Genomic DNA, 19929 nt, shown 5'->3' on the forward strand with positions numbered 1-19929 from the left:
CGCCGCTCGGCATTTGACACCCCGCACCGTGGCCGTCGCCGAACCCGCGTGTCGATTGTCTTGCCGATAAACATAGGATGACGAATCAATGAAATCGTGCCTGGATTCATGCATCGGGTCGTTCCATGAATCGCTGGGACGTGGCGCGGTTTGGGCGGCCTCGCTTGCCGTGGCCGCGTCGATGTCCGGCTGCGCGATCGATAGCGCCATCGAAGGCGTGACCGATACCGGTCCGTGTCACAGCGTGATGGCGGGCTACTACTGCGTGAAGCCCAACGACAGCTTGCAGAGCGTGGCGTTTGCCTTCGGCCGCAGCGCGCGCGAAGTCGCGCAATGGAACAGCATCGCGGAAACCGCGCCACTGCGCGCCGGCCAGGTGCTGCGCCTCGGGCCGCCGGACTGGCGCTCGTGGCATGACGGCGCGGCGTCGATGCAGGCGTCGGCACCGGCGGCGGGCGCTGGGGGCGCGGCGTCGCAGGCGAGCGCGTCGAGCCGCTTCGTGTGGCCCGTCAGCGGCGTGATCGTGCGCGAATTCGGCGTCGACGGCGCGCGCGGCATCGAGATCTCGGGCCGCGCCGGTACGCCTGTGCGCGCCGCCGCGCCGGGGCGCGTGGTCTATGCGGGCGACGGCATCAAGGCTTACGGGCTGATGGTCATCGTCAAGCATGACGAGGGGTATGTGACCGCTTACGGCAACAACCGGCGCCTGCTCGTCGCGGAAGGCGACACGGTGAAACAGGGCGCGTCGATCGCCGAAATGGGCGCGCGCGCCGACGGCCACGCGGTGCTCCAGTTCGAGATGCGCGAAGCGGGCAAGCCGGTCGATCCGCTCGCGCATCTGCCCGCCGGTTCGGGGCCGCTCGCGTCGCCCTGAACGCCCGCACGTCTGCACGTTTGCATGCGCGCCCGCACATCCATACGCCGGGCCGATGCGGGCGGAAGAACATTCGAATCATCGGGGACAATTTGAAAAACAAACCACACGCGCAGGCGTCGGGGCACGCCTCGTGCTCGACGCGACGCACGACGCGGCGTCACACACGAAGGCTGCGCGTCGCGCTCGTGCCGCTGCTTTTCGCGTTGATGGGCACCGCGCACGCGCGCAAGCCCGTGAGCGTCGAACCGCTCAAGCACGATGCACACGATGCACATGAAGCGAAGTCGCAGGCGGGCAAGCGTGACGCGCATCGTGTCACGCCGCGCCGCGTGTCGTCGAGCCAGCACGCGCTGCGAGCGCATCGCCGCCTCCAGACCGGCATCGCGTCCTGGTACGGACGCGAATTCCACGGCCATCGCACCGCGAACGGCGAGCGTTTCGATATGTATGCGTTGACGGCGGCGCATCGCACGCTGCCGTTCGGTTCGTTCGCGCGCGTGACGCTGCCCGCGACGGGGCGTTCGGTGATCGTGCGCATCAACGATCGCGGGCCGTATGCGCGCGGACGCGTGATCGATCTGTCGTTCGGCGCGGCGCGCGTGCTGGGGTATTCGAGCGCGGGATCGGCGCGCGTGCGCATCGAACCGGTGGCGGCGCGACAGGCGTCGGCGCTCCAGGGCACGCGGCGCGCCAAACGCCCCGTGCGCCGCGCGAAGCCCACGCCGCCGCCGAAGGCGTATCGCGCGCGCTGAAGCGGCTAGAGCGGATAAAGCGGATAAAGCGGCTCAAGCACGGCGGTTCGATCGGCGAAATCCTCAAGCGCTGCGTTTCAAACGCGCGCGTGTCACCGGCGTCCGCGCCGCCGCCGATGCGCCTCGGTCTGCTTCGCGATATACGCGACGTAATCAGCCACCGCCTGCGCAGTCGGATGACCGGGGGTCGCGGCCTTGGGCGTCGCCGCGCCCGGCGCCTGTCCGCGCAGACGCGCGCCGAACAAGGACGGATCTGCGATCGCGGGCGCGGTGCTCTGCTCCTGGGCCATTTGCAGATCGAGCGCATGCGCGATCGACGCGAAGCCGTTCACCTGCGTCGAAGTGGGCGTGGCCACGCCCGCGAGCGGCGCATGCTGCGCGAGCGCGGCCGCTGCGGGCGGCGCGGCAGGCGCGGCGGAGATCGCCGGTGCAGTCAATCGCGCGGGTCCATCGTCGCCATCCGCTCTCGGCGCGGCGAGCAGCGCGCCGGTCCACGACGGCGTGGCCGCATCGCGCTGCGTCAACGGCGCGCCAAGACCGAACAACTCGCGCACCGAATGCACGATCGACGCATGATCGAACGCCGTTGCCTGCGCCGCGCCCGCTGCACCCGCTGCACCCGCCGCGCCGGGAAAGAGCGCGCTGCCGGTGCCGCCGCGCGGCGCCCATGGCGAGATCAGCAGCGCGGGCACGCGCACGCCGAGCCGGTCGAAAGCGAAGGTGCGCGGCACGGCGGCGCGCTGGCTGTTCAGATCGGCGTCGCCGGGCGGCGTGGCGGCGGGCGGCGGCACGTGATCGAAAAAGCCGCCATGCTCGTCCCACGTCACCAGCAGCACGCTGTGCGGCCAGATGGCCGGCGCGTTGCGAATCGTCTCGTACACGTACTGGATGAAGCGCTCGCCCGAGGACATCGACCCGACTGGATGCTGCGAATTGCCATCGGCGAAATTGGCGCTCAGGAGTCCGTAGCTCGGCTCGATGAAGGTGTAGTCGATGTCGTAGCCGCCGCTGTCGTTGAGGTCTTGCTGGAAGGCGTCGTCGGTGCTGCCGGGACGGATCGTGCGGAACGTGTCGCCGTGAAAGAAGCCGCCCACGAGGCCCTTGATGGCGAGCACCTGCGGGAAGGCGTCGGCGTGATAGACGCGCCAGCGCTTGCCGTGCGCCGTGAGGCGGTCGAACAGCGTGCCGTTCTGGAACGAAAAGCCCAGACTGTCGATGGTTTCCGAGGCCGCGCTCGTTAGCCCGCCCGGACTGTTGGCGAGGCCGCCCGACGACGCCGCGTGCGCGAAGAAGCGGTTCGGCCAGGTCGGTCCCGGCATCGACGAAAACCAGTTGTCGAACAGCACGAACTCGCGCGCGAGCTGATCGACGACCGGCAGCGCGCCCGCGCCGAAGCCGTGCATCGCGATGGCCGCGTTCGGTCCGCTCGCGAAGCCGCTCATCGGCGGCGTGCCGGCGATCTGCGCGGCGACGTCGTCGAATTCGTGCGGCGGGTCGGTCGAGAGGCGGTCGGCGGCGCCATCGGCGAAGCCCCAGGAAGCGGGCGGCGGCGCGATGCCTTCGAGGCCCGCGAGCCCGAAGACGTGATCGAAGGAACGGTTCTCCATCATCAGGACGAACACGTGCGCGATGTCGGCCATGGAGGTCTCCCGGTGGGGGAAGGGGCTCAGCGTAGCACGGCTTGCAGCGCGCGCCACGCGGACGGTGCGGCGCATGAAACCGCATCATGCGCCGTGAATACACGAGGGCAGGCGGGCATCGCGATCGTCACCGGAACAGCTTCAGGCGAGGCTCGCGTCCGCGCGCGCGATGCGGTTGCGTCCGGCCCGCTTGGCCGCGTAGAGCGCGGCGTCGGCGGCTTCGATCAGCGCGAGGGCGCTGGCGTTCGTGCTGGCTTTGGCCTGTCCGTTCGCGTGGGATTGCAGATGAACGGGCGCGCTCGTCGCGCAGCCCGCGCTCACCGTCACGTGGCCGCCCGCGCGCGGCGCGGCGATCGCCAGCCGCGCCACCGCCGCGCGCGCCCGTTCGGCGAGCGCGCCGGCTTCGTCGGCGTTCGTGTCGGGCAGCACCAGCGCGAATTCCTCGCCGCCGTAGCGCGCGACGAAATCGCCGGGCCGACGCAGCGTGTCCGCGAGCGCGCCCGCCACCGCGCCGAGACAGGCGTCGCCGTGCAGATGGCCGTAGGCGTCGTTGTACTGCTTGAAGTGATCGACGTCGATCATCACGAGCGAAAGCGGCTGGCCCGCGCGTGCCGCCTGCTCGACCGCGCGGCGGAACTGCTCGTCGAAATAGCTGCGGTTGTAGACGCGCGTGAGCGCATCGTGCGCGGAGCTGTGCACGAGCGACGCGTGCTCCTCCGCGAGCCGCCGGTACAGCGCGGTCACTTCCCACACGAGCACGCACACGAGCACGCCCGGCGCGAACATGCTGAACACGCGCGCGACGTACCAGCCGAGCGTGAAGCGCTCGACGCTCAGCGTGTTGAGCGCGACGTCGACGAACGAAGCCAGCAGCGCCACGACGATCCACAGATCGAGCACGAGCCGCAGCCGTCCCTTGAGCAGCACGACGGCGATAGCCGCCAGATTCATCAAGCCGATGCCGATGCCCACGCCATGCACCGCGAGCGGCGCGCCCGGTTCGGCGGCATGCGGTGCGGGCCAGGGCTGCGCGAAATCGACGGCGATCACGAGCCCGCCGAGCAGCGCCGCGAGCGCGGCGGGACCGGCGATCAGCAGCCAGCCGCGCGGGCCGTTGTAAGTCGACGCCGCCGCCATCGACGATTCCACGGCCTGAGCCCGGCTACGCACGATTTCCGCGACGATCACGAACGCGGGAAATCCGGCGTGCCAGAACACCCACATCCACGCGGCGCTGTGCGGACCCGCGCCGAGCAGGCCGGTGCGCGTGAACACGCCAGGAAACATCAGGAGCTGGAGCGCGACGGCGATGGCCGTGAACGCATAGGCGCCGCCGAGCGCGCCGAGCATCGGCAGGCGCGTGGCCGCAAAACGTCCGCCGAGCAGAAACGCGGCGATGCCCGAAGTGGTGAAGACCGTGAGCGCGCACATCGGCATGAAGGGCGCGACGGGCGGCAGCGCGTCACGTGCGCGGGGCGCGGCGAGGGCGAGCGTGAGCAGGATCGCGAGTGCGCAAAGGCCTGCGGCGATTGCCTGTCTGCGTGTTGCCGGTCCGATCAGCAAGCCGTCCATAGCGTGTGGCCGATGTTGGATTGAGCGTCGATGACGACGGCCTCGCGCGGGCGCCGAAGCCGCCCATCGCGTGCATGCCGTCCGCATGAATTCGAGTCTTGCCATTCCCCCGCACGGCCTTGGCCGCGTCGCCTATTGTGCGCCGAAAAGCGCGTGCAAGGTGCAGCCGCCGCCACGCGCGAGGCCGGGTTGCGAGGACGATTCATCGGCCTCGCGGCGGGCCGCGAATGTTGAGTTTCCTTAACGAGCGCGCTACATTGGGCGCGCGTTTCCGGGCGCGTGAGTCGCTAACGTTTGCGCGCCCGATTTCCGTAATTTTCATGAAAGGATCGCCGATGGTGCATCGCGCAGCGCGCGACAACCGCGAAGCGTCCGGCGGGTTCGCCGGCCGCGCGGGACATGCGAAGCTGGCAGGCTGCGCGGTGGGACTCGCCGTCGTCTGGGCCGCGCTCGCACTCGCCGCCACGCTCGCGCCGCGTCTGATGATCGACGCGCGCGCGTGCGCGGTGCTGGCGAGCGCGTGTCTGAACCTGTTGATCGCGGTGATTGGCACGCGCTTGTGCGTGCAGCGCACGCCTATCACAAAGCCGGTCTGGAAGACGCTGCTGCAACTCGCGCGGCTCGCGTTGCGGCACGACCGTGCGAAGCGGGAACGCGCGAAGCCGGATGACGCGACGCTGTCCGCCGCCGATGAAAGCGCGCAATGGCAAGCCTTGCTGCGTGAGTTGCCGTGGCGGCCCGCTGTCGTGCCGCTGGGCGCGATCGTGTCGCTCGCCTTGGTGGTGTTTGCGTGGGCGATGCCCGCGCCGGGTGAACTCGTTGCAGGCTCAGGCGGTGTGCCCGCGCCGTTGCTCGTCGCGGGCGTGGGCGCGTTGCTGCTGGCGTTCGCGGCGCTCTACGCCGAACGCGTGCAAACGCATCGGGCAGAACAAGCCGCGTCGGCATCGACGTCGGTTGCGCAGACGCCCGCCGCATTGGCGGGCCTGCTGCGCGTGCTGCTCGTCGCGGCCTTGAGCGCGGCGCTCGGCGCGGCCTGGTTCGCGCAGACCGGCGAGACGCTCACCTGGCTCGTGCGTCTCGTCGCGGCGCTGAGCGGCCTCGTGGCCGTCGAACTCGCGGTGCGCTCGATGTGGGCCGCGTTCGCCTCGTCACCGCCATCGGCTGCGTGGTTCCTGCACAGCGCGCTCGCGAACGCGTTGCGCGTGCAGGCGCGCCCGCTCGCGGCCTTGAACGCGCAACTGCGTATGCGCTACGGCATCGACCTGCGCCAGAACTGGGCGCTGCAAAGTTTCGTGCGCCTGCTGCCCGGCGCGATCGTCGCGGTGATCGTGCTGGGCTGGCTGCTCGGCGGCGTCGCCGTGCTCGGTCCCGATCAGCGCGCCGTGTACGAACGCTTCGGCGCGCCGGTCGCCGTGTGGCAGCCCGGCTTGCACGTCGGCTTGCCCTGGCCGTTCGGGCGCGCGCGCGTAATCGACAACGGCGCGGTGCATCAGCTGATCGTCTCGGGGAGTGCGAACGATGCGAACGACGCGAGCCAGGCCGCGCGTCCGGTGGCCGCCGACGCCGCGCCGCCCGATCAGCTCAATCGTCTCTGGGACGTCGCGCATCCGTGGGAAACCACGCAGGTGATCGCGGGCACGAGCGGCGATCAGCAGGCTTTCCAGGTCGTGAGCGCCGATGTGCGCCTCGACTACCGCATCGCGCTCTCCGACGCGGCGGCGCGCGCGGCGCTCTATCGCGCCGTCGACATGGACGAGACCGTGCGCGCGATCGCGAACCGCGCCGTGGTGCGCTATCTCGCCTCGCGCACCTTGCAGTCGCTGATCGACACGCCGCAGACCGCGATGGCGAACACGCTGCGCGCGAGCGTGCAGGGCGAGCTTGACCGCCTCGCGAGCGGCATCGAGGTGATGGCGGTGGTGATCGAGAGCGTGCATCCGCCCGCAGGCGCGGCGGCCGCGTATCACGGCGTGCAGGCCGCGCAGATCCGCGCGCAGGCGAGCGTGGTGGAAGCACGCGGCTTCGCGGCGGCCACGCTCGGCGGCGCGCAGCAGCAGGCCATCGAAGCGGTGGCGCAAGGCAGCGCCGACGCCGCCGACACGCTCGCGGCCGCACGCGTGCAGCAGACCGATTTCGACGCCGACGTGATCGCGCAAGGCCTCGGCGGCCCCGCGTTCGCGTTCGAGTATTACCTGCATCGCCTGCAAAAAGGCCTGCAAAACGCGAGTGTGACGATCATCGACGACCGTCTCGCCAGCGGCAATCGCGCGACCATCGACCTGCGCACCTTCACGCCTGGGACGGCGGCGGCGGGCGTGAGGCCGGCATGGTGAGCGGCGCGCGATCGACCTCAGCGAACTCGGGCAACCTCATGCGAATCTCGAACAAGGGTATGTGAACGTGGGCCACTATCACGCGCACGGCGATGCGCACCATCATCACCATCACGGACATTCGCACGGCGCGGCGGGCAGTCCCGCGCCGCGTCCGCGTTTCGCGCTGCGCGTGGCGCTGGCCGCGCTCTGCGTGCTGATCGCGCTCGTGGTCGCGAGCTTCGTGCAGGTGCGCGAAGGCGAGGCCACCGTGGTCACGCGTTTCGGCGATCCCGTGCGCGTGCTGCTCAGGCCGGGCCTCGCATGGCGCTGGCCCGCGCCGATCGAAGCGGCGGTGCCCGTCGATCTGCGTCTGCATACGACGTCGAGCGGATTGCAGGACGTGGGCACGCGCGACGGCCTGCGCATCATCGTGCAAGCCTACGTGGCGTGGCGCGTGCCGGAAAACGCGAACGACATCGGCCGCTTCGTGCGCGCGGTGCGCAACGAGCCCGACGAAGCCGCGCGGCAGATCCGTTCGCTGGTGGGTTCCGCGTTGCAGACGACGTCGGCGGGCTTCGACCTCGCCTCGCTCGTGAACACCGATCCCGCGCAGGTTCATATCCCCGAATTCGAGGAGCAGCTGCGCCGTCAGGTCGATGCGCAGGTCTACACCGCGTATGGCGTGCACGTCACGCAGGTGGGGCTGGAGAAGCTCACGCTGCCCGCCGTGACGCTCGCGGCGACCGTCGAGCGCATGCGCGCCGAGCGCGAGACCGTGGCCGCGCAGCGCACGGCGCAGGGCGCGCGCGAGGCGGCGCAGATCCGCTCCGACGCCGACCGCGACGCGCGCGTGCTGATCGCCGACGCCAACGTGAAAGCCGCCGAGCTCGAAGCGCAATCGCGCAAGGACGCGGCCGCGATCTACGGCAAGAGCTACGCCGCCGATCCGCAGCTTTACACGATGCTGCGCTCGCTCGACACGCTCGGCTCGGTCGTCAACACGAACACGAATCTGATTCTGCGCACCGATGCCGCGCCGTTCCGCGCGCTCGTGCAAGGGCCGCCGGGGCTGGGCGGCGCGTCGACCTTCACCGCGCCGCCGCCGCACGCGAGCGCCAAAGCGGCCGGAAAGGCCCGATGAGCACGCGCGACGACTTCCCCGCGCTCGGACCCGGCGCCCAGGCCGTGCGCCTGGCGTTCTGGTTCGTCGCCGTGCTGGCGGTGCTGGCCGCGCTCGCGTGGGCGACCTCGAACGTGCGCCGCATTCCGGCGGACAGCCGCGCGGTGGTCACGCGCTTCGGCGCGTTCGTGCGCAGCCAGGGCGCGGGGCTGCTCGTTGCGTGGCCGCGTCCGTTCGAAAACGTGCTGCTCGTGCCGGGCAGCGAGCGCGTGCTGGAGCGGCGCATCGTTTCGCTGTCGCGCGATCCGCGTGCGCGCGCCACGCTCGGTCTCGACACCGACGCGCTCGCGGGCTCGGGTTACGTGCTGACCGGCGACAGCGGCGTGGTGCAGGTGAGCGCAACGCTGTTCTATCGCGTGGCCGATCCCTACGCCTACGCGCTGCAACTCGATCATCTCGACGACGCGCTCGAACGCATCGTTTCGGCGGCGGTCGTGGAGACGGCGGCGCAGCGCGACCTCGACGCGATCCTCGTCGCGCGCCCCGAAATGGTGGCCGCCGACCAGCAGATGGCCGTGCGCCGCGAGCAGTTGCGCGGCGACCTCGCGCGCGCGATCCAGCGTCATCTCGATGCGCTCGCGGCGGCGCAGGCGAGCCTCGGCATCGAAGTCGCGCGCGTGGATGTGCAGGCGTCGTTTCCGGGCTCGGCGATCGATGCGTTCAACGCCGTGCTCACGTCGATGCAGAATGCCGAACGCGATGTCGCGCAGGCGCGCACGGTCGCGGAGAAAACGCGCCAGGGCGCGCAGCAGAACGCCGACCGCATCGTGCAGGACGCGCAGGCGAGCGCGGCCGAACGCGTGGCGAGGGCGCAATCCGAAACCTCGACCATTGCGCAACTCGAAGCGGCGCTCGCGCAGGATCACGATCCGGGGCTCGTTGCGCGCGCGTATCGCGATCGCGTTCAGGCCGTGCTTGCGAAGGCCGCGCGCGTGACGACGCTGGATCCGAACGATGGATCGAGCCTCGTGTTGCCGGGACGTGCGCCATGACCATGAATACGCAATCGGAAACGATCGAGCGCGGTGAAGCGCACGCGGCGCACCACGCAGCCCACGCGGCACCTCATCACGCGAATGAACATCACGCCGATCACGATAATCAAGTTAATCACGCAGACGATCTCGCCCCCGGCCTCGCGATGTCCGCCGAGGAACGCCGCGCGATCACGCGCCACACGCTGCTCGCGCTGATCGCGGGCGGCCTGCTGATGCTCTCGCTCGCGTGGCCGCATCTCGTCCAGGGCGACGCGACGCTCGCGCAACTGCTCGCGGCGGCGGCCTCGCTCGTGGTCGCGCCGCCGGTCTTCGCGGGCGCGTGGCACAGCCTCAAGTCGCCGAGCCTGCACGGCGTGACCGACCGCCTGATCGCGCTCGCGATGCTGGGCGCGTGGGCCGTCGGCGACATGACGACCGCCGCGCTGCTGCCCATCGTCATGACCTTCGGCCACGCGCTCGAAGAACGCAGCGTGCTTGGCTCGCAGGAAGCGATCCGCGCGCTCGGACGCCTCACCTCGGGCATCGTGCGGCGCGTGAGCGCGACGGGCGCGATCGAGGAAGTCGCGTACGACGCGCTGCGTCCCGGCGATCTCGTCGATGTACTGCCGGGCGCGCGCATTCCCGCCGACGGGCGCGTGAGCGAAGGCCGTTCGAGCGTCGACAACGGCCCGATCACCGGCGAGTCGCTGCCGCAGGACGCGGGCGAGGGCGCGAGCGTTTACGGCGGCGCGATCAATCTCGACGGACCGTTGCGCGTGGAGGTCACGCAGGTCGGCGAGGCGTCGACGCTCGGCAAGGTCGTCGAGTTGATGCAGCGCGCCGAGGCCGCGAAGCCGCCCATCACGCAGGCGCTCGAACGCTACATGGACGCGTATCTCGCGCTCGTGCTGCTGATCGCGGCGATTGTCTGGTTCGTGAGCGCGAACGCGTCGGCGATGCTCGCGGTGATCGTCGCGGCTTGCCCGTGCGCGCTCGTGCTGGCCGCGCCGGCCACGGCCATCGCAGGCATCGCGGCGGGCGCGCGGCGCGGCATGCTGTTTCGCAACGCGGCGTTTCTCGACAAGATCGCCGAGATCGATTCGCTCGTGATCGACAAGACCGGCACGCTCACGCACGGCGAATTGCGCGTGACGCAGATTGCGTGGCAGCCCGGCGTGAACGAGGCGCACGCGCGTGCGCTGGCCGTGCGGCTTGCGCAAGGCAGCGCGCATCCGGTGTGCCGCGCGCTGGTGCGCGACGGCTTGAACGCGAACCCGGACGAGATGCTGAATGAGCAGGACGTGCGCGATCTGCGCGAGCTTCGCGGCCTGGGCGTGCAGGCGAACACGCGCGACGGCGAAGCTGTATTGGGCCGCGACGAACTACTCGCGCAATTCGTCGATGTGCTGCCGTCCGCGCCCGCGGATTTTGATGGCCCGCGCGCGGGTCTCGTGCAGGACGGCAAGCTGCTCGCGTGGTTCGGTTTCGCGGATACGCTGCGCGCCGAAGCCCGCGAAGCGCTCGCCGATCTGCGTGCGCTCGGTATCGAACGCGAGGCGCTCGTGACCGGAGATCGCGCGGATGTGGCGCACAAGCTCGCGGCGCAAGTCGGCATCGAGACCGTGGTGGCGCAGGCGCTGCCGCACGACAAGCTCGATTACGTGCTGCGCGAGATCGACGCGGGCCATCATCCGCTCGTGGTCGGCGACGGCCTGAACGACGTGCTCGCGATCAAGGCGGGCTCGACGAGCGTGGCGATGGGCGAGCGCGGTATCGATATCGCCGTCGCGTCCGCCGACGTGGTGCTGCTCGCCGACGACCTGCGCCGCCTGCCCGACTGCATCCGGCTGGGCCGCCGCTGCCGCCGCATCGCCACGGCCAACGCCGCGATCGGCCTCACGTGGACCGTGGCCGTGATCGCGCTGGCGGCGCTGGGCGTCTTGGGCGCGGTGGCGACCGCGATCCTGCATAACGTCGGCACGCTCGTCGTGATCGCGAACGCGGGCCGCCTGCTGCGCCGCGACGATGGCGAACCCCGTGGCGAACCCAGCGGTGAACCCAGCGGTGAACCGCAAGCCACAACACACCACGCGTCAACACACGAATCATCATGAGCGATACGTCTTCCCTCACCACGCCGACGCTGAGCGGCGAGATCGTCGAACTGCGCCCGCTGCGCGCCAGCGACGCCAACGCGCTGGTCGAAGCCGCCGCCGACGGCGAACTCTGGAATCTCAAGGTGACCGTGGTGCCGGGACCGGCCACCGTCGACGCTTATATCGACAAGGCGCTCGAAGGCGAGCGCGCGGGCACGGTCATGCCGTTCGTCATCGTGCAGCGCGCGACGGGGCGCGTGATCGGCAGCACGCGTTTCTGGAAGCTCGATCGCGCGAATCGCAAACTCGAAATCGGCCATACGTGGCTGGCGGCGTCGATGCAGCGTTCGGCGGCGAACACCGAAGCGAAGTATCTGTTGCTAACTTATGCGTTCGACACGCTGAATTGCGTGCGTGTGCAATTCACCACTGACGAATTGAACGAGAAATCGCGCGCGGCGATTCTGCGTATCGGCGCGAAACAGGAAGGCATCGTGCGCCACGAACGCATCATGCCCGATGGACGCAAACGCAATTCCGTGCGCTTTTCCATCATCGACGACGAATGGCCGGAAGTGCGGGCGAATCTCGAAGCGCGTCTTGCCGCGCGCATTAAAAACTAGAACAGACTCGCCTGCCCGGAAATTACCGTTTCGAATTCCTCGCGCAGAAAAGGCAGGATCGCATCGGCGACCGGCTGCAACTGGCGCGTGAGGTAGAACGCATAATCGAGCGGCGCGCTCAGCGTTTCGAGCGGCTCGGGACCGACCGTGGTCATCACATAGCTGATCCAGCCGCCGTTCTGATATTGCAGCGGACGGCCAAGCTGGCGATTGAATTCGTCGGCGATCCGCGCGGCGCGCACATGCGGCGGCACGTTGCGCTGATACTCGCTGAGCGGGCGGCGCAGCCGTTTGCGGAATACGAGTTGATCGTCGAATTCGCCGCGTAAAGTCCGCTGCACATAATCGCGAATATAGTCGGCATAAGGTTCGCGCTGAAACACGCGCCGATACAGTTCGCGCTGGAATTGCTGCGCGAGCGGCGTCCAGTCGGTGCGCACGGTTTCGAGTCCCTTGAACACGATTTCGTCGCTGCCGTCTTTCGCGCGCGACAGGCCCGCATAACGCTTCTTGCTGCCTTCTTCCGCGCCGCGGATGGTGGGCATCAGAAAGCGCGAGTAATGCCGTTCGAATTGCAATTCGAGCGCGCTTTCAAGGCCAAATTGCGTTTGCAGATGCGCCTTCCACCAGGCGTTGACGTGCGCGACGAGTTCGCGTCCCGTGCGCGTCGCGTCGTCTTCCGAATGCGCGCGCTTGAGCCAGACGAAAGTCGAATCGGTATCGCCGTAAATTACGTCGTAACCCTGCGCTTCGATCAATTCGCGTGTCTTGCGCATGATTTCGTGGCCGCGCATGGTGATCGACGAAGCGAGACGCGGATCGAAAAACCGGCAGCCCGTCGAACCGAGCACGCCGTAAAACGCATTCATGATGATCTTCAGCGCCTGCGAAAGCGGCGCATTCTTCATGCGCTTGGCCTGGTCGCGGCCTTCCCACACTTGCCGCACGATTTCAGGCAAGCAATGCATCGTGCGCGAGAAACGCGCGCCGAGAAAGCCGGGCACGGACGTTTCGTCGCCGGGCTGGCGCAAGCCTTCGATCAGCCCGACCGGATCGATCAGAAACGTGCGGATAATCGACGGATACAGGCTCTTGTAATCGAGCACGAGCACCGAATCGTAAAGGCCAGGCCGCGAATCCATCACGAAGCCGCCGGGGCTGTTTTCGCCGACGATGTCGCCGAGATTGGGCGCGACGTAGCCGAGCCGATGCATGCGCGGCAAATACAGATGCGTGAATGCGGCGACCGAACCGCCGCTGCGATCCACGGGCAAGCCGGTGACCGAGGCGCGTTCCAGCAAGAACGCCATCAATTCCGTTTTCTCGAAGATGCGCGTGACGAGTTCGCAGTCTTTGAGGTTGTAGCGCGCGAGCGCGGGTTTGTCTTCGTCGAAACGGCGCTGGATTTCGTCCATGCGCTGATACGGATTGTCGATCGACTTGCCTTCGCCGAGCAGCGTTTGCGACACCGATTCGAGACTGAACGACGGAAAACTCCAGGTGGCGGAACGCAAGGCCTCGATGCCGTCGATAATCAGCCGGCCCGCCGCCGCCGCGAAATAGTGATTCTGATTGATGCTGTGCTCGCGCCATTCCATCACGGCGCCGCCCCGGCCGAGCCGCAGCGGCACGCCATATTGGCGCGAATGCTCGTGCAGCACGCGCAAATCGAATTGCACGAGATTCCAGCCGATGATCGCATCGGGATCGTGCAGCGCCATCCACGCATTCAGGCGTTCGAGCATCTGCGCGCGGCTTTCGCAATACTCGAAATCGAAATCGAGTCCGCTCGCGTCGCCGTTTTCGGGCGCGAGCATATACACCTGACGTTGTCCGCAGCCTTCGAGCGCGATCGAATAGAGTTCGCCGCGCGCGCTGGTTTCGATATCGAGCGACACGAGTTTCAGCGCGGGCCGATAGCCGTTCGCGGGTTTCATCTCGCCGTCGATCAATACGCCGCGCGCGTCGGGCGTGCCGCGAAACAGCACCGGCGCGGTGATGAAACGCTCCATCATGTAGCGATCGGGCGGCTGAATATCGGCTTCGTAGATATTCACGCCGGATTTCGCGAGCCGTTTCGCCGCGCCCGATAACTGCCGATATTGACGCGCGTAAATCCCGAGCACAGGCCGCTGATGGAAGTCCTTCAATTCGAGCGGGCGGAATTCGATGCCGGATTTTGCGTCGGATTTGGCATCGCGCTTTGTATCGCGCCTTGCTTCGAGCTCGGCGCGCGCCGCGTCTTCCTGCTCGACGGGCACGAAGGCCACCGAGGTTTGCGCACGCAGACGCAACTGGCGCGGCCCCGTGGGCGTCGCCAGCCAGAAGTCGACTTCGGTATGCGTGGGCGTGTCGCGCCAATGGCGGGTGAGGATGAAGCCCTCATTCAAATTCGCCTGCGCGTCGGCATCGGCGCCCGCCGTCAATTCACCCTGAACACCCTGAAACTCGCTCACGTCCCGTACCCGCAGGCCTGCTTTGATTGCTGGCATTGTACCGCTGCGGCCGGGCAGAGGCAGGGGCGGCGCGGACGCCCGGCGAGGCGTCCGCGTGCGGGCGATTACTCGTCGCCGCGCAAACCGAGCGACGGCAGCGTGCGCGTGCCTTCGAGTTCGACCGCATGCAGCAGATGCGGATCGAGATCGAGCGCGCGCAGAATCGTCGGCGCGACCTGGGTGGTCTCGACGCGCTCCGTCACCGTGCGCCCGCCGTGGCGCAAACCGGCATACGACACCACGAGGCCCAGATGGCTGTCGTCGGGCGCGTTGCCGCCGTGCTCCTCGTCCTTCGATTTGCTCGACGTGTAGATCACGCCCGGATTCGGCTGCACGACGATATCGGGCGTGCGGCCTTGCGCCGGATCGCCGAAGCGCTGCTGCAACGCGTTACCGGTGAGAATGTACGCCTGCGGACCATCGGCGCAGATGCCGGGCGCGTTGCACGACAGATTGCGCTTGAGCGTGGCGACCACGGCGTCGCGCTGGCTTTGATCGCGCAGCCAGATCAGGCCCACGTCGTCGGTCTGCACGAGGCCCGTGCCGACGAGTCCGCTGCCGTCGTTCAGATTGCCGGTCTTCGTGGCGTTCTGGCCGAACTGACCATTCGGATCGAGATAGTTATTCGCTTCGAGCAGCGCGGTGAGCGTGTCGCCGTTCTTCACGAGTTTGCTGTGATCGGCGGGCGACTGGCCGTGCTTCGCGGTCACGATGATGAGCGTGGACGCGTACAGGTTCTGCTGCTGGAGCGCGGCGACGATACGGCCCAGCGACGTGTCGAGATACGTGATCGCATTCGTGACGTTCGGTCCCGGTGTGAAGCTCGCGTCGAGATAGCCGCCGCCCGAGGCCACCGTGGCTTTCTGCGCGACGCTCAAGGTCTGGAAGTTGGTACCGAACAGCGTGGGCACCGGCTCGTCGCGCGTGCCCGTGGAATTCTGGCCGCCAATCTGGTTCAGGATCGCCTGCACGTGATAGTCGTCGAACTTTTCGGTGTGCGTATAAATATCGGTGTAGGCCGTTTGCGTGGCCGGATCGATCGAATTGATCTCGGTGCGCGCGAGATCGTCCACACCGCGTCCCGAAGGCCCATTGAGCCAGTCGTAACCCCACGCGTGCTTGTCGGCCCAGGCGGTGCGCGAACCGCTCAGATTCTGCTTCACGACTTCGAAAATCGTGTTGGTTTTCACGTAGTCGTGCGGAAAGACCGGCACGCATTTCTTGCCGACGCGCGCGCGCGGAATGGCTTGCGGATTGAATGCGCCGCCGCCGTCGAGATGCACGAGCGCGCCGCCGTTTTCGGCGTCGATGCCGGTGGTTTCGTCGAATACGACGTTCCAGCCCTGCTTGCCGACGCAGCCCGTGTCGTTGGGCGCGTAAAGCGTGCGATCGTAGGAGACGTCATAGAACAGACCCGCCGATTTCGGCGAGCCGCCGGTGACGAGCGCGGCGAGTCCGGGGAAAGAATCGGAAAGTCCCGGCGTATAGGCGTTCGTATAGGTCACGCCCGATTTCGCGAGCAGCGCGAGATTCGGGCAGGTATTGCCGCTGATGCAGCGCGAGACGTCCTGTTCGTGCAGGCCATCGAAGCTGATCAGCAAGACATGTTTGATATCCGACGCTTCGCGCGCCTGGGCGGGCGTCTGCATGCCGCCGAACGCAAACGCGCCTGCACCGAATGCCGCCGTTGCCGCCATTGCCGCTTTCCACCGCCGTGCTGTCTTCATTGTTCACCTCATTCGTTCGTGGGGAAATCACGCGAAAAAAATCAGTGAAAATTTGCAGGCGTATTACGTCGATGCGGTGACGTTCGACTTTCAATTACATTTTATTACCTGGAATTGATTTCAATTGCAGATTCGCTCGACGCGATGAGGTGTTGCGCGAGGCGTTCGAGACGACGTGTTTGCGCGATCACGATGCCGGGCGTCGCGCCCGCCTGGCGCACGCGTTCGAGCCAGTAGTGCGGCCCGAACACGGCGGCTTCGCGATCGGCTTCGATCGCGAGTTCGAGATGCGCGATGGCGGCATCGAGATTGCGCGCGGTATAGGGGCTCGCGTTGCGCGGGCCGGTCATGGCTTTCGTGATCGCCAAAGGCGTGAGTGCATGATGCGCTGGGCTCACGCGGTCCACGTTTGCGAGCGGCGCTGCACGATCGACAGGTCGATGCGAATTACGTCGATTACGAGCATTCGCGTCCAGTCGCCGCCGCAATGCTGCACACGCAGATCGTTGAAGAGACGACACGCGGTCATGTCGGCGAGTGGCTCCGGCAAGGCTTCATTCGCACATTGCGCGTGGGTGTTGTCGAGCAGCGCATGCGCGTCGAGTGTGAAGGTCGCGCTGTCGCTCGCGGTGGCGTGGCAGATCACGTGCGCTTGCACGTTCACGTCGTTGTTGGATTCGACGTCGTGCTCTGGCTGCGTGCGCGCGAAAGCGCGTTCGAGAATGCCGCGTTCGGCGAGCGCAAGGCGTTCGTTCAAGAGACGCAGTCCGGCGAGTTCACGCACGGTCAGGTCGGCGAGCGAGCGGCCGTGAGAATTCGAGGCGTTCATGGTTTCCATGCGGGCAGTGACGATGGCCTGCATGGTGAGTCCGCAATCGGACAGCGGCTGTCCAATTGCCTCGTGTTTTTGCGGGTGGAAATGCGCGGACGCATCAGGACAGACAGTGTCCAGATGCCGATTTACATTGATTGCAACTGCCGATCGCGCGCATCGAAGCGCAATGCGCAGCCGATATCACGACCCGCCACGGAGCCACGTCACATGATCAACAACACCTCGCCGCTCGAACATCTCGCCGCTTTTGCCATCACGCTGGCCGTGGGAATCATTTCGACGGTCGCGCTGGGAAAGTACATCGAGAAAGTGCGTCGCGACGCCATCGAGTCGGTCACGCAGCCGCACTGATTGCGCCAGATCTCGCAACGGTCCCTTCTCGCGCAGGCACTTAGTTCGAAAATATCGGTATTCGACACTCCTCCCTTTCAACAACGACGGATCGGCACGGCGCGCTCGCCGTGCCGTGTCCGTTTCAACGGGGAGATCGGATTTGCACGCAAAAACATGGGGAAAAAGCGGCGGCCTGCTGTGCATGGCGCTCGTCGCAAGCGGCGCGGCCCAGGCGCAAAGCAGCGTGACGCTGTACGGCAAGATCGAAGACGGGCTCAATTACACGAGCAATGCGCAAGGCCATAGCGCGTATCAACTCGAAAGCGGCTACGACTACGGCAGCCGCTGGGGCCTGAAGGGCAGCGAGGATCTTGGCGGCGGCACGCACGCGATTTTCCAGCTTGAAAACGGTTTCGACGTGAATACCGGACGCAATAGCCAGGGTGGCCGCGAATTCGGACGCCAGGCGTTTGTCGGCATCGCATCCGACCGTTACGGCACGCTGACGCTGGGCCGCCAGTACGACCCGAGCGTCGACATGTTTTCGCCGACAACGGCCAATGGCAACTGGACCGGCTATATCTTTGCGCACCCCTACGACAACGACAACACCGACTACTCGTTTCGCGCGAACAACGCGGTCAAATACGTCTCGCCGACGTATCACGGCTTCAGCGCCGAAGCGATGTATGCATTCAGCAATCAGGCGGGCGGCTTCGCGGACAACCGGCTGTACGGCTTCGCCGCGCAATACGTGCATGGCGGGCTGACGGTTGCGGCGTCGTACCTGAAGCTCAATCACGCCGGCACCACATCGGGCGCGGTATCGGACGACGCCACGTTCACGGCGGGCTCGCAGCAGAATATCGGCGTGGGTGCGACTTACGCCTTTTCGAACTGGCTGCTCGGCGTCGCCTATTCGCACGTCGATGTCTACGATCCCACGGCGAATGCCTATTTCACGTCCGATGGCGGCGCGACGCAGCCCGCGGGCGGCACCTGGAATGCATGGAAATTCGACAACATCGAAGTGAACGCGCTCTATCACTTCACGCATGCGCTCTATCTCGGCGGCGCGTACACCTATACCCAGGCGAATCTCACGTCGAGCGTGGGCAGCTTCCGTCCGAAATGGCATCAGCTGAGCCTCAAGCTCAATTACGACCTGTCCCCGCGCACGTCGGTTTATCTCGAAGGCGCGTGGCAGCACGCGGTCAGCGCCAACACCGGAACGCAATTCGATTACGCAAATATTCCGGGCTCGGCCGATATTTCGTCTGGAGAAAACCAGATGCTCTACCGCATTGCACTAATTCACGGCTTCTGATCGTCTGACCACACGCCAAAAGCGACGCGTTGTCCGGTAGCGGTATTGGAGCGGACAACGCGAGCTAATACGTTTTAGCCTGTATTTAAGGGCTTTTATGTATTTGCCTGACAACCGCAAAAAATAAACCCATTCGGGATAACCCAGGGTTAATACCTAATTCCGTATTGCACAAAATTGTTAAATTTCTGGCTTAGAATGAATTCTCTAAATGGCGCCGCGCACGTCGCAGGCCGCTGAAATGAGAGACCGAGCAATGCATTCTGGGCCGCCCGTCGTCAGATGCGCCATTTAGTCTATCTATTTAGCATTTCTAATCATGGAGCATCGCTGATGACCGTTTCCGCACCTGAGCATCTTCGAGCCAATTACGCATCTGGCGTCGCGACCTGGTTTGCGCTGATCACGCCCGCATGGCAAGGCGCGGAAGCCGTGGTGGCGCTGAACATGCAGGCGGCGCGCGCGGCGCTCAACGAGAATGAAGCCGCGTTCAAGGGCGCGTTGCAGACCAATAGCCCCGTGGAATTCTTCACGCAGCAGGTGAGCGCATCGCAGCAGCTCGCCGCGAAAAGCCTCTCGTATAGCCGCCATCTATTCGATATCGCGACGAAGACGCAAGCCGCCTGGACCGAAGCCGCGCAAGCGCAGGCCACGCAGCAGGAGCGCAATGTGAAGGCGCTGACCGAGCAATTCTCGCAACATGCACCCGTGGGCTCGGAAGCCTTTGTCGCGGCGATGCATTCCACATTTTCTGCATTTGGCAATGCCGCGGAAAGCATTCGCGGCATGACGCGCCAGGCGATCGAAGCGACGCAAAATCAATTCGAGGCCGCTACGGCCACCGCCACCGCGAAATAATAATTCTTCGCGTTCAATCACACGGAAAGACGCTGTTCCGCAATTAAATGTTATCTATTACGGACAGCGCTTTCCCGTTTCACCGATTCGTCATTGGCGTGTGATAAGACCTCAATTCGTTGCATCGATGTCGTCATCGACATGCGTAACGGGTAGCAATTCAGGGTCGGCAGTTCAAGGTTTTTATGCGCCACGAATTTCGTGAGTACTTCTAACGCAGGAATGGAAAATGACTGAGATTGTGATCGTTTCGGCCGCACGTACCGCGGTAGGCAAATTCGGCGGTTCGCTGGCGAAAATCGCCGCGCCGGATCTGGGCGCC

At 66.3% G+C, this 19929-nt stretch carries 17 protein-coding genes; 11 read left to right on the top strand and 6 right to left on the bottom strand.

Annotated features, from left to right (window positions below; genetic code table 11):
* The first annotated feature begins 88 nt into the window (after positions 1-88).
* Complete coding sequence (locus U4Y88_RS28835) at positions 89-874, top strand: peptidoglycan DD-metalloendopeptidase family protein (RefSeq protein WP_321787961.1); 786 nt, start codon at positions 89-91, stop codon at positions 872-874.
* A 92-nt stretch (positions 875-966) separates the two neighbouring features.
* Positions 967-1629, top strand: a complete 663-nt coding sequence (locus U4Y88_RS28840; protein WP_321787963.1) for a septal ring lytic transglycosylase RlpA family protein — start codon at positions 967-969, stop codon at positions 1627-1629.
* A gap of 92 nt (positions 1630-1721) precedes the next feature.
* Here the strand turns inward: U4Y88_RS28840 and U4Y88_RS28845 are convergent, their stop codons facing one another.
* Positions 1722-3269, bottom strand: coding sequence for an alkaline phosphatase family protein (locus U4Y88_RS28845; RefSeq protein ID WP_321787965.1), 1548 nt, complete (start codon positions 3267-3269; stop codon positions 1722-1724).
* 141 nt (positions 3270-3410) lie between these two features.
* Positions 3411-4841 (bottom strand): GGDEF domain-containing protein, encoded by a 1431-nt coding sequence (locus U4Y88_RS28850; protein WP_321787967.1) that lies wholly within the window; start codon positions 4839-4841, stop codon positions 3411-3413.
* Between the two features lie 335 nt (positions 4842-5176).
* On the opposite strand from U4Y88_RS28850, the gene U4Y88_RS28855 reads away from it, so the two are divergent.
* The 5 genes from U4Y88_RS28855 to U4Y88_RS28875 all read left to right on the top strand — a co-directional run bounded on the left by U4Y88_RS28855 (position 5177) and on the right by U4Y88_RS28875 (position 12032).
* Positions 5177-7174: an SPFH domain-containing protein gene (locus U4Y88_RS28855; RefSeq protein WP_321787969.1), complete on the top strand. Its 1998-nt coding sequence runs from the start codon at positions 5177-5179 to the stop codon at positions 7172-7174.
* Positions 7175-7241: 67 nt separating this feature from the next.
* A complete protein-coding gene (locus tag U4Y88_RS28860) occupies positions 7242-8297 on the top strand; it encodes a protease modulator HflC (protein WP_321787971.1) in 1056 nt (351 codons plus the stop codon).
* The gene (locus U4Y88_RS28865; RefSeq protein ID WP_321787973.1) at positions 8294-9328 is read left to right on the top strand and encodes a protease modulator HflK; all 1035 of its coding nucleotides are present in this window, start codon (positions 8294-8296) and stop codon (positions 9326-9328) included. The genes U4Y88_RS28860 and U4Y88_RS28865 overlap by 4 nt, the downstream gene beginning before the upstream one ends.
* A complete protein-coding gene (locus tag U4Y88_RS28870; RefSeq protein ID WP_321787975.1) occupies positions 9325-11427 on the top strand; it encodes a heavy metal translocating P-type ATPase in 2103 nt (700 codons plus the stop codon). Before U4Y88_RS28865 ends, U4Y88_RS28870 begins: the two co-directional genes overlap by 4 nt.
* A complete protein-coding gene (locus U4Y88_RS28875) occupies positions 11424-12032 on the top strand; it encodes a GNAT family protein (protein WP_321787977.1) in 609 nt (202 codons plus the stop codon). The genes U4Y88_RS28870 and U4Y88_RS28875 overlap by 4 nt, the downstream gene beginning before the upstream one ends.
* On the opposite strand, the gene U4Y88_RS28880 is transcribed toward U4Y88_RS28875, so the two are convergent.
* Together U4Y88_RS28880 and U4Y88_RS28885 are read right to left on the bottom strand one after the other, a co-directional pair.
* A complete protein-coding gene (locus tag U4Y88_RS28880) occupies positions 12029-14422 on the bottom strand; it encodes a DNA polymerase II (protein ID WP_321787997.1) in 2394 nt (797 codons plus the stop codon). The genes U4Y88_RS28875 and U4Y88_RS28880 overlap by 4 nt on opposite strands.
* Before the next feature lie 170 nt (positions 14423-14592).
* Entirely contained in the window at positions 14593-16254 is a 1662-nt protein-coding gene (locus tag U4Y88_RS28885) for an alkaline phosphatase family protein (protein WP_321787979.1), read from the bottom strand.
* On the opposite strand from U4Y88_RS28885, the gene U4Y88_RS28890 reads away from it, so the two are divergent.
* Positions 16175-16372 carry a hypothetical protein gene (locus tag U4Y88_RS28890; protein ID WP_310632987.1) on the top strand — a complete coding sequence of 66 codons (198 nt, stop codon included), beginning with the start codon at positions 16175-16177 and terminating at the stop codon, positions 16370-16372. The genes U4Y88_RS28885 and U4Y88_RS28890 overlap by 80 nt on opposite strands.
* Here U4Y88_RS28890 and U4Y88_RS28895 read toward each other — a convergent pair.
* Positions 16359-16652 (bottom strand): hypothetical protein, encoded by a 294-nt coding sequence (locus U4Y88_RS28895; RefSeq protein ID WP_310632981.1) that lies wholly within the window; start codon positions 16650-16652, stop codon positions 16359-16361. The two genes, U4Y88_RS28890 and U4Y88_RS28895, sit on opposite strands and share 14 nt — an antisense overlap.
* Positions 16649-17116 (bottom strand): hypothetical protein, encoded by a 468-nt coding sequence (locus U4Y88_RS28900; RefSeq protein WP_321787981.1) that lies wholly within the window; start codon positions 17114-17116, stop codon positions 16649-16651. The genes U4Y88_RS28895 and U4Y88_RS28900 overlap by 4 nt, the downstream gene beginning before the upstream one ends.
* Positions 17117-17296: 180 nt before the next feature.
* Here U4Y88_RS28900 and U4Y88_RS28905 point away from each other — a divergent pair, with 180 nt between their 5' ends.
* From U4Y88_RS28905 to phaP, 3 genes are all read left to right on the top strand, one after another.
* Positions 17297-17440: a hypothetical protein gene (locus U4Y88_RS28905; RefSeq protein ID WP_224012665.1), complete on the top strand. Its 144-nt coding sequence runs from the start codon at positions 17297-17299 to the stop codon at positions 17438-17440.
* Positions 17441-17624: 184 nt separating this feature from the next.
* Entirely contained in the window at positions 17625-18749 is a 1125-nt protein-coding gene (locus U4Y88_RS28910; protein WP_321787999.1) for a porin, read from the top strand.
* Positions 18750-19082: 333 nt separating this feature from the next.
* Positions 19083-19607 carry a TIGR01841 family phasin gene (phaP, locus tag U4Y88_RS28915; RefSeq protein ID WP_310632984.1) on the top strand — a complete coding sequence of 175 codons (525 nt, stop codon included), beginning with the start codon at positions 19083-19085 and terminating at the stop codon, positions 19605-19607.
* Positions 19608-19929: the final 322 nt, after the last annotated feature.

It is taken from the genome of Paraburkholderia sp. J94, assembly GCF_905220285.1.
GTDB lineage: Bacteria > Pseudomonadota > Gammaproteobacteria > Burkholderiales > Burkholderiaceae > Paraburkholderia > Paraburkholderia tropica_A.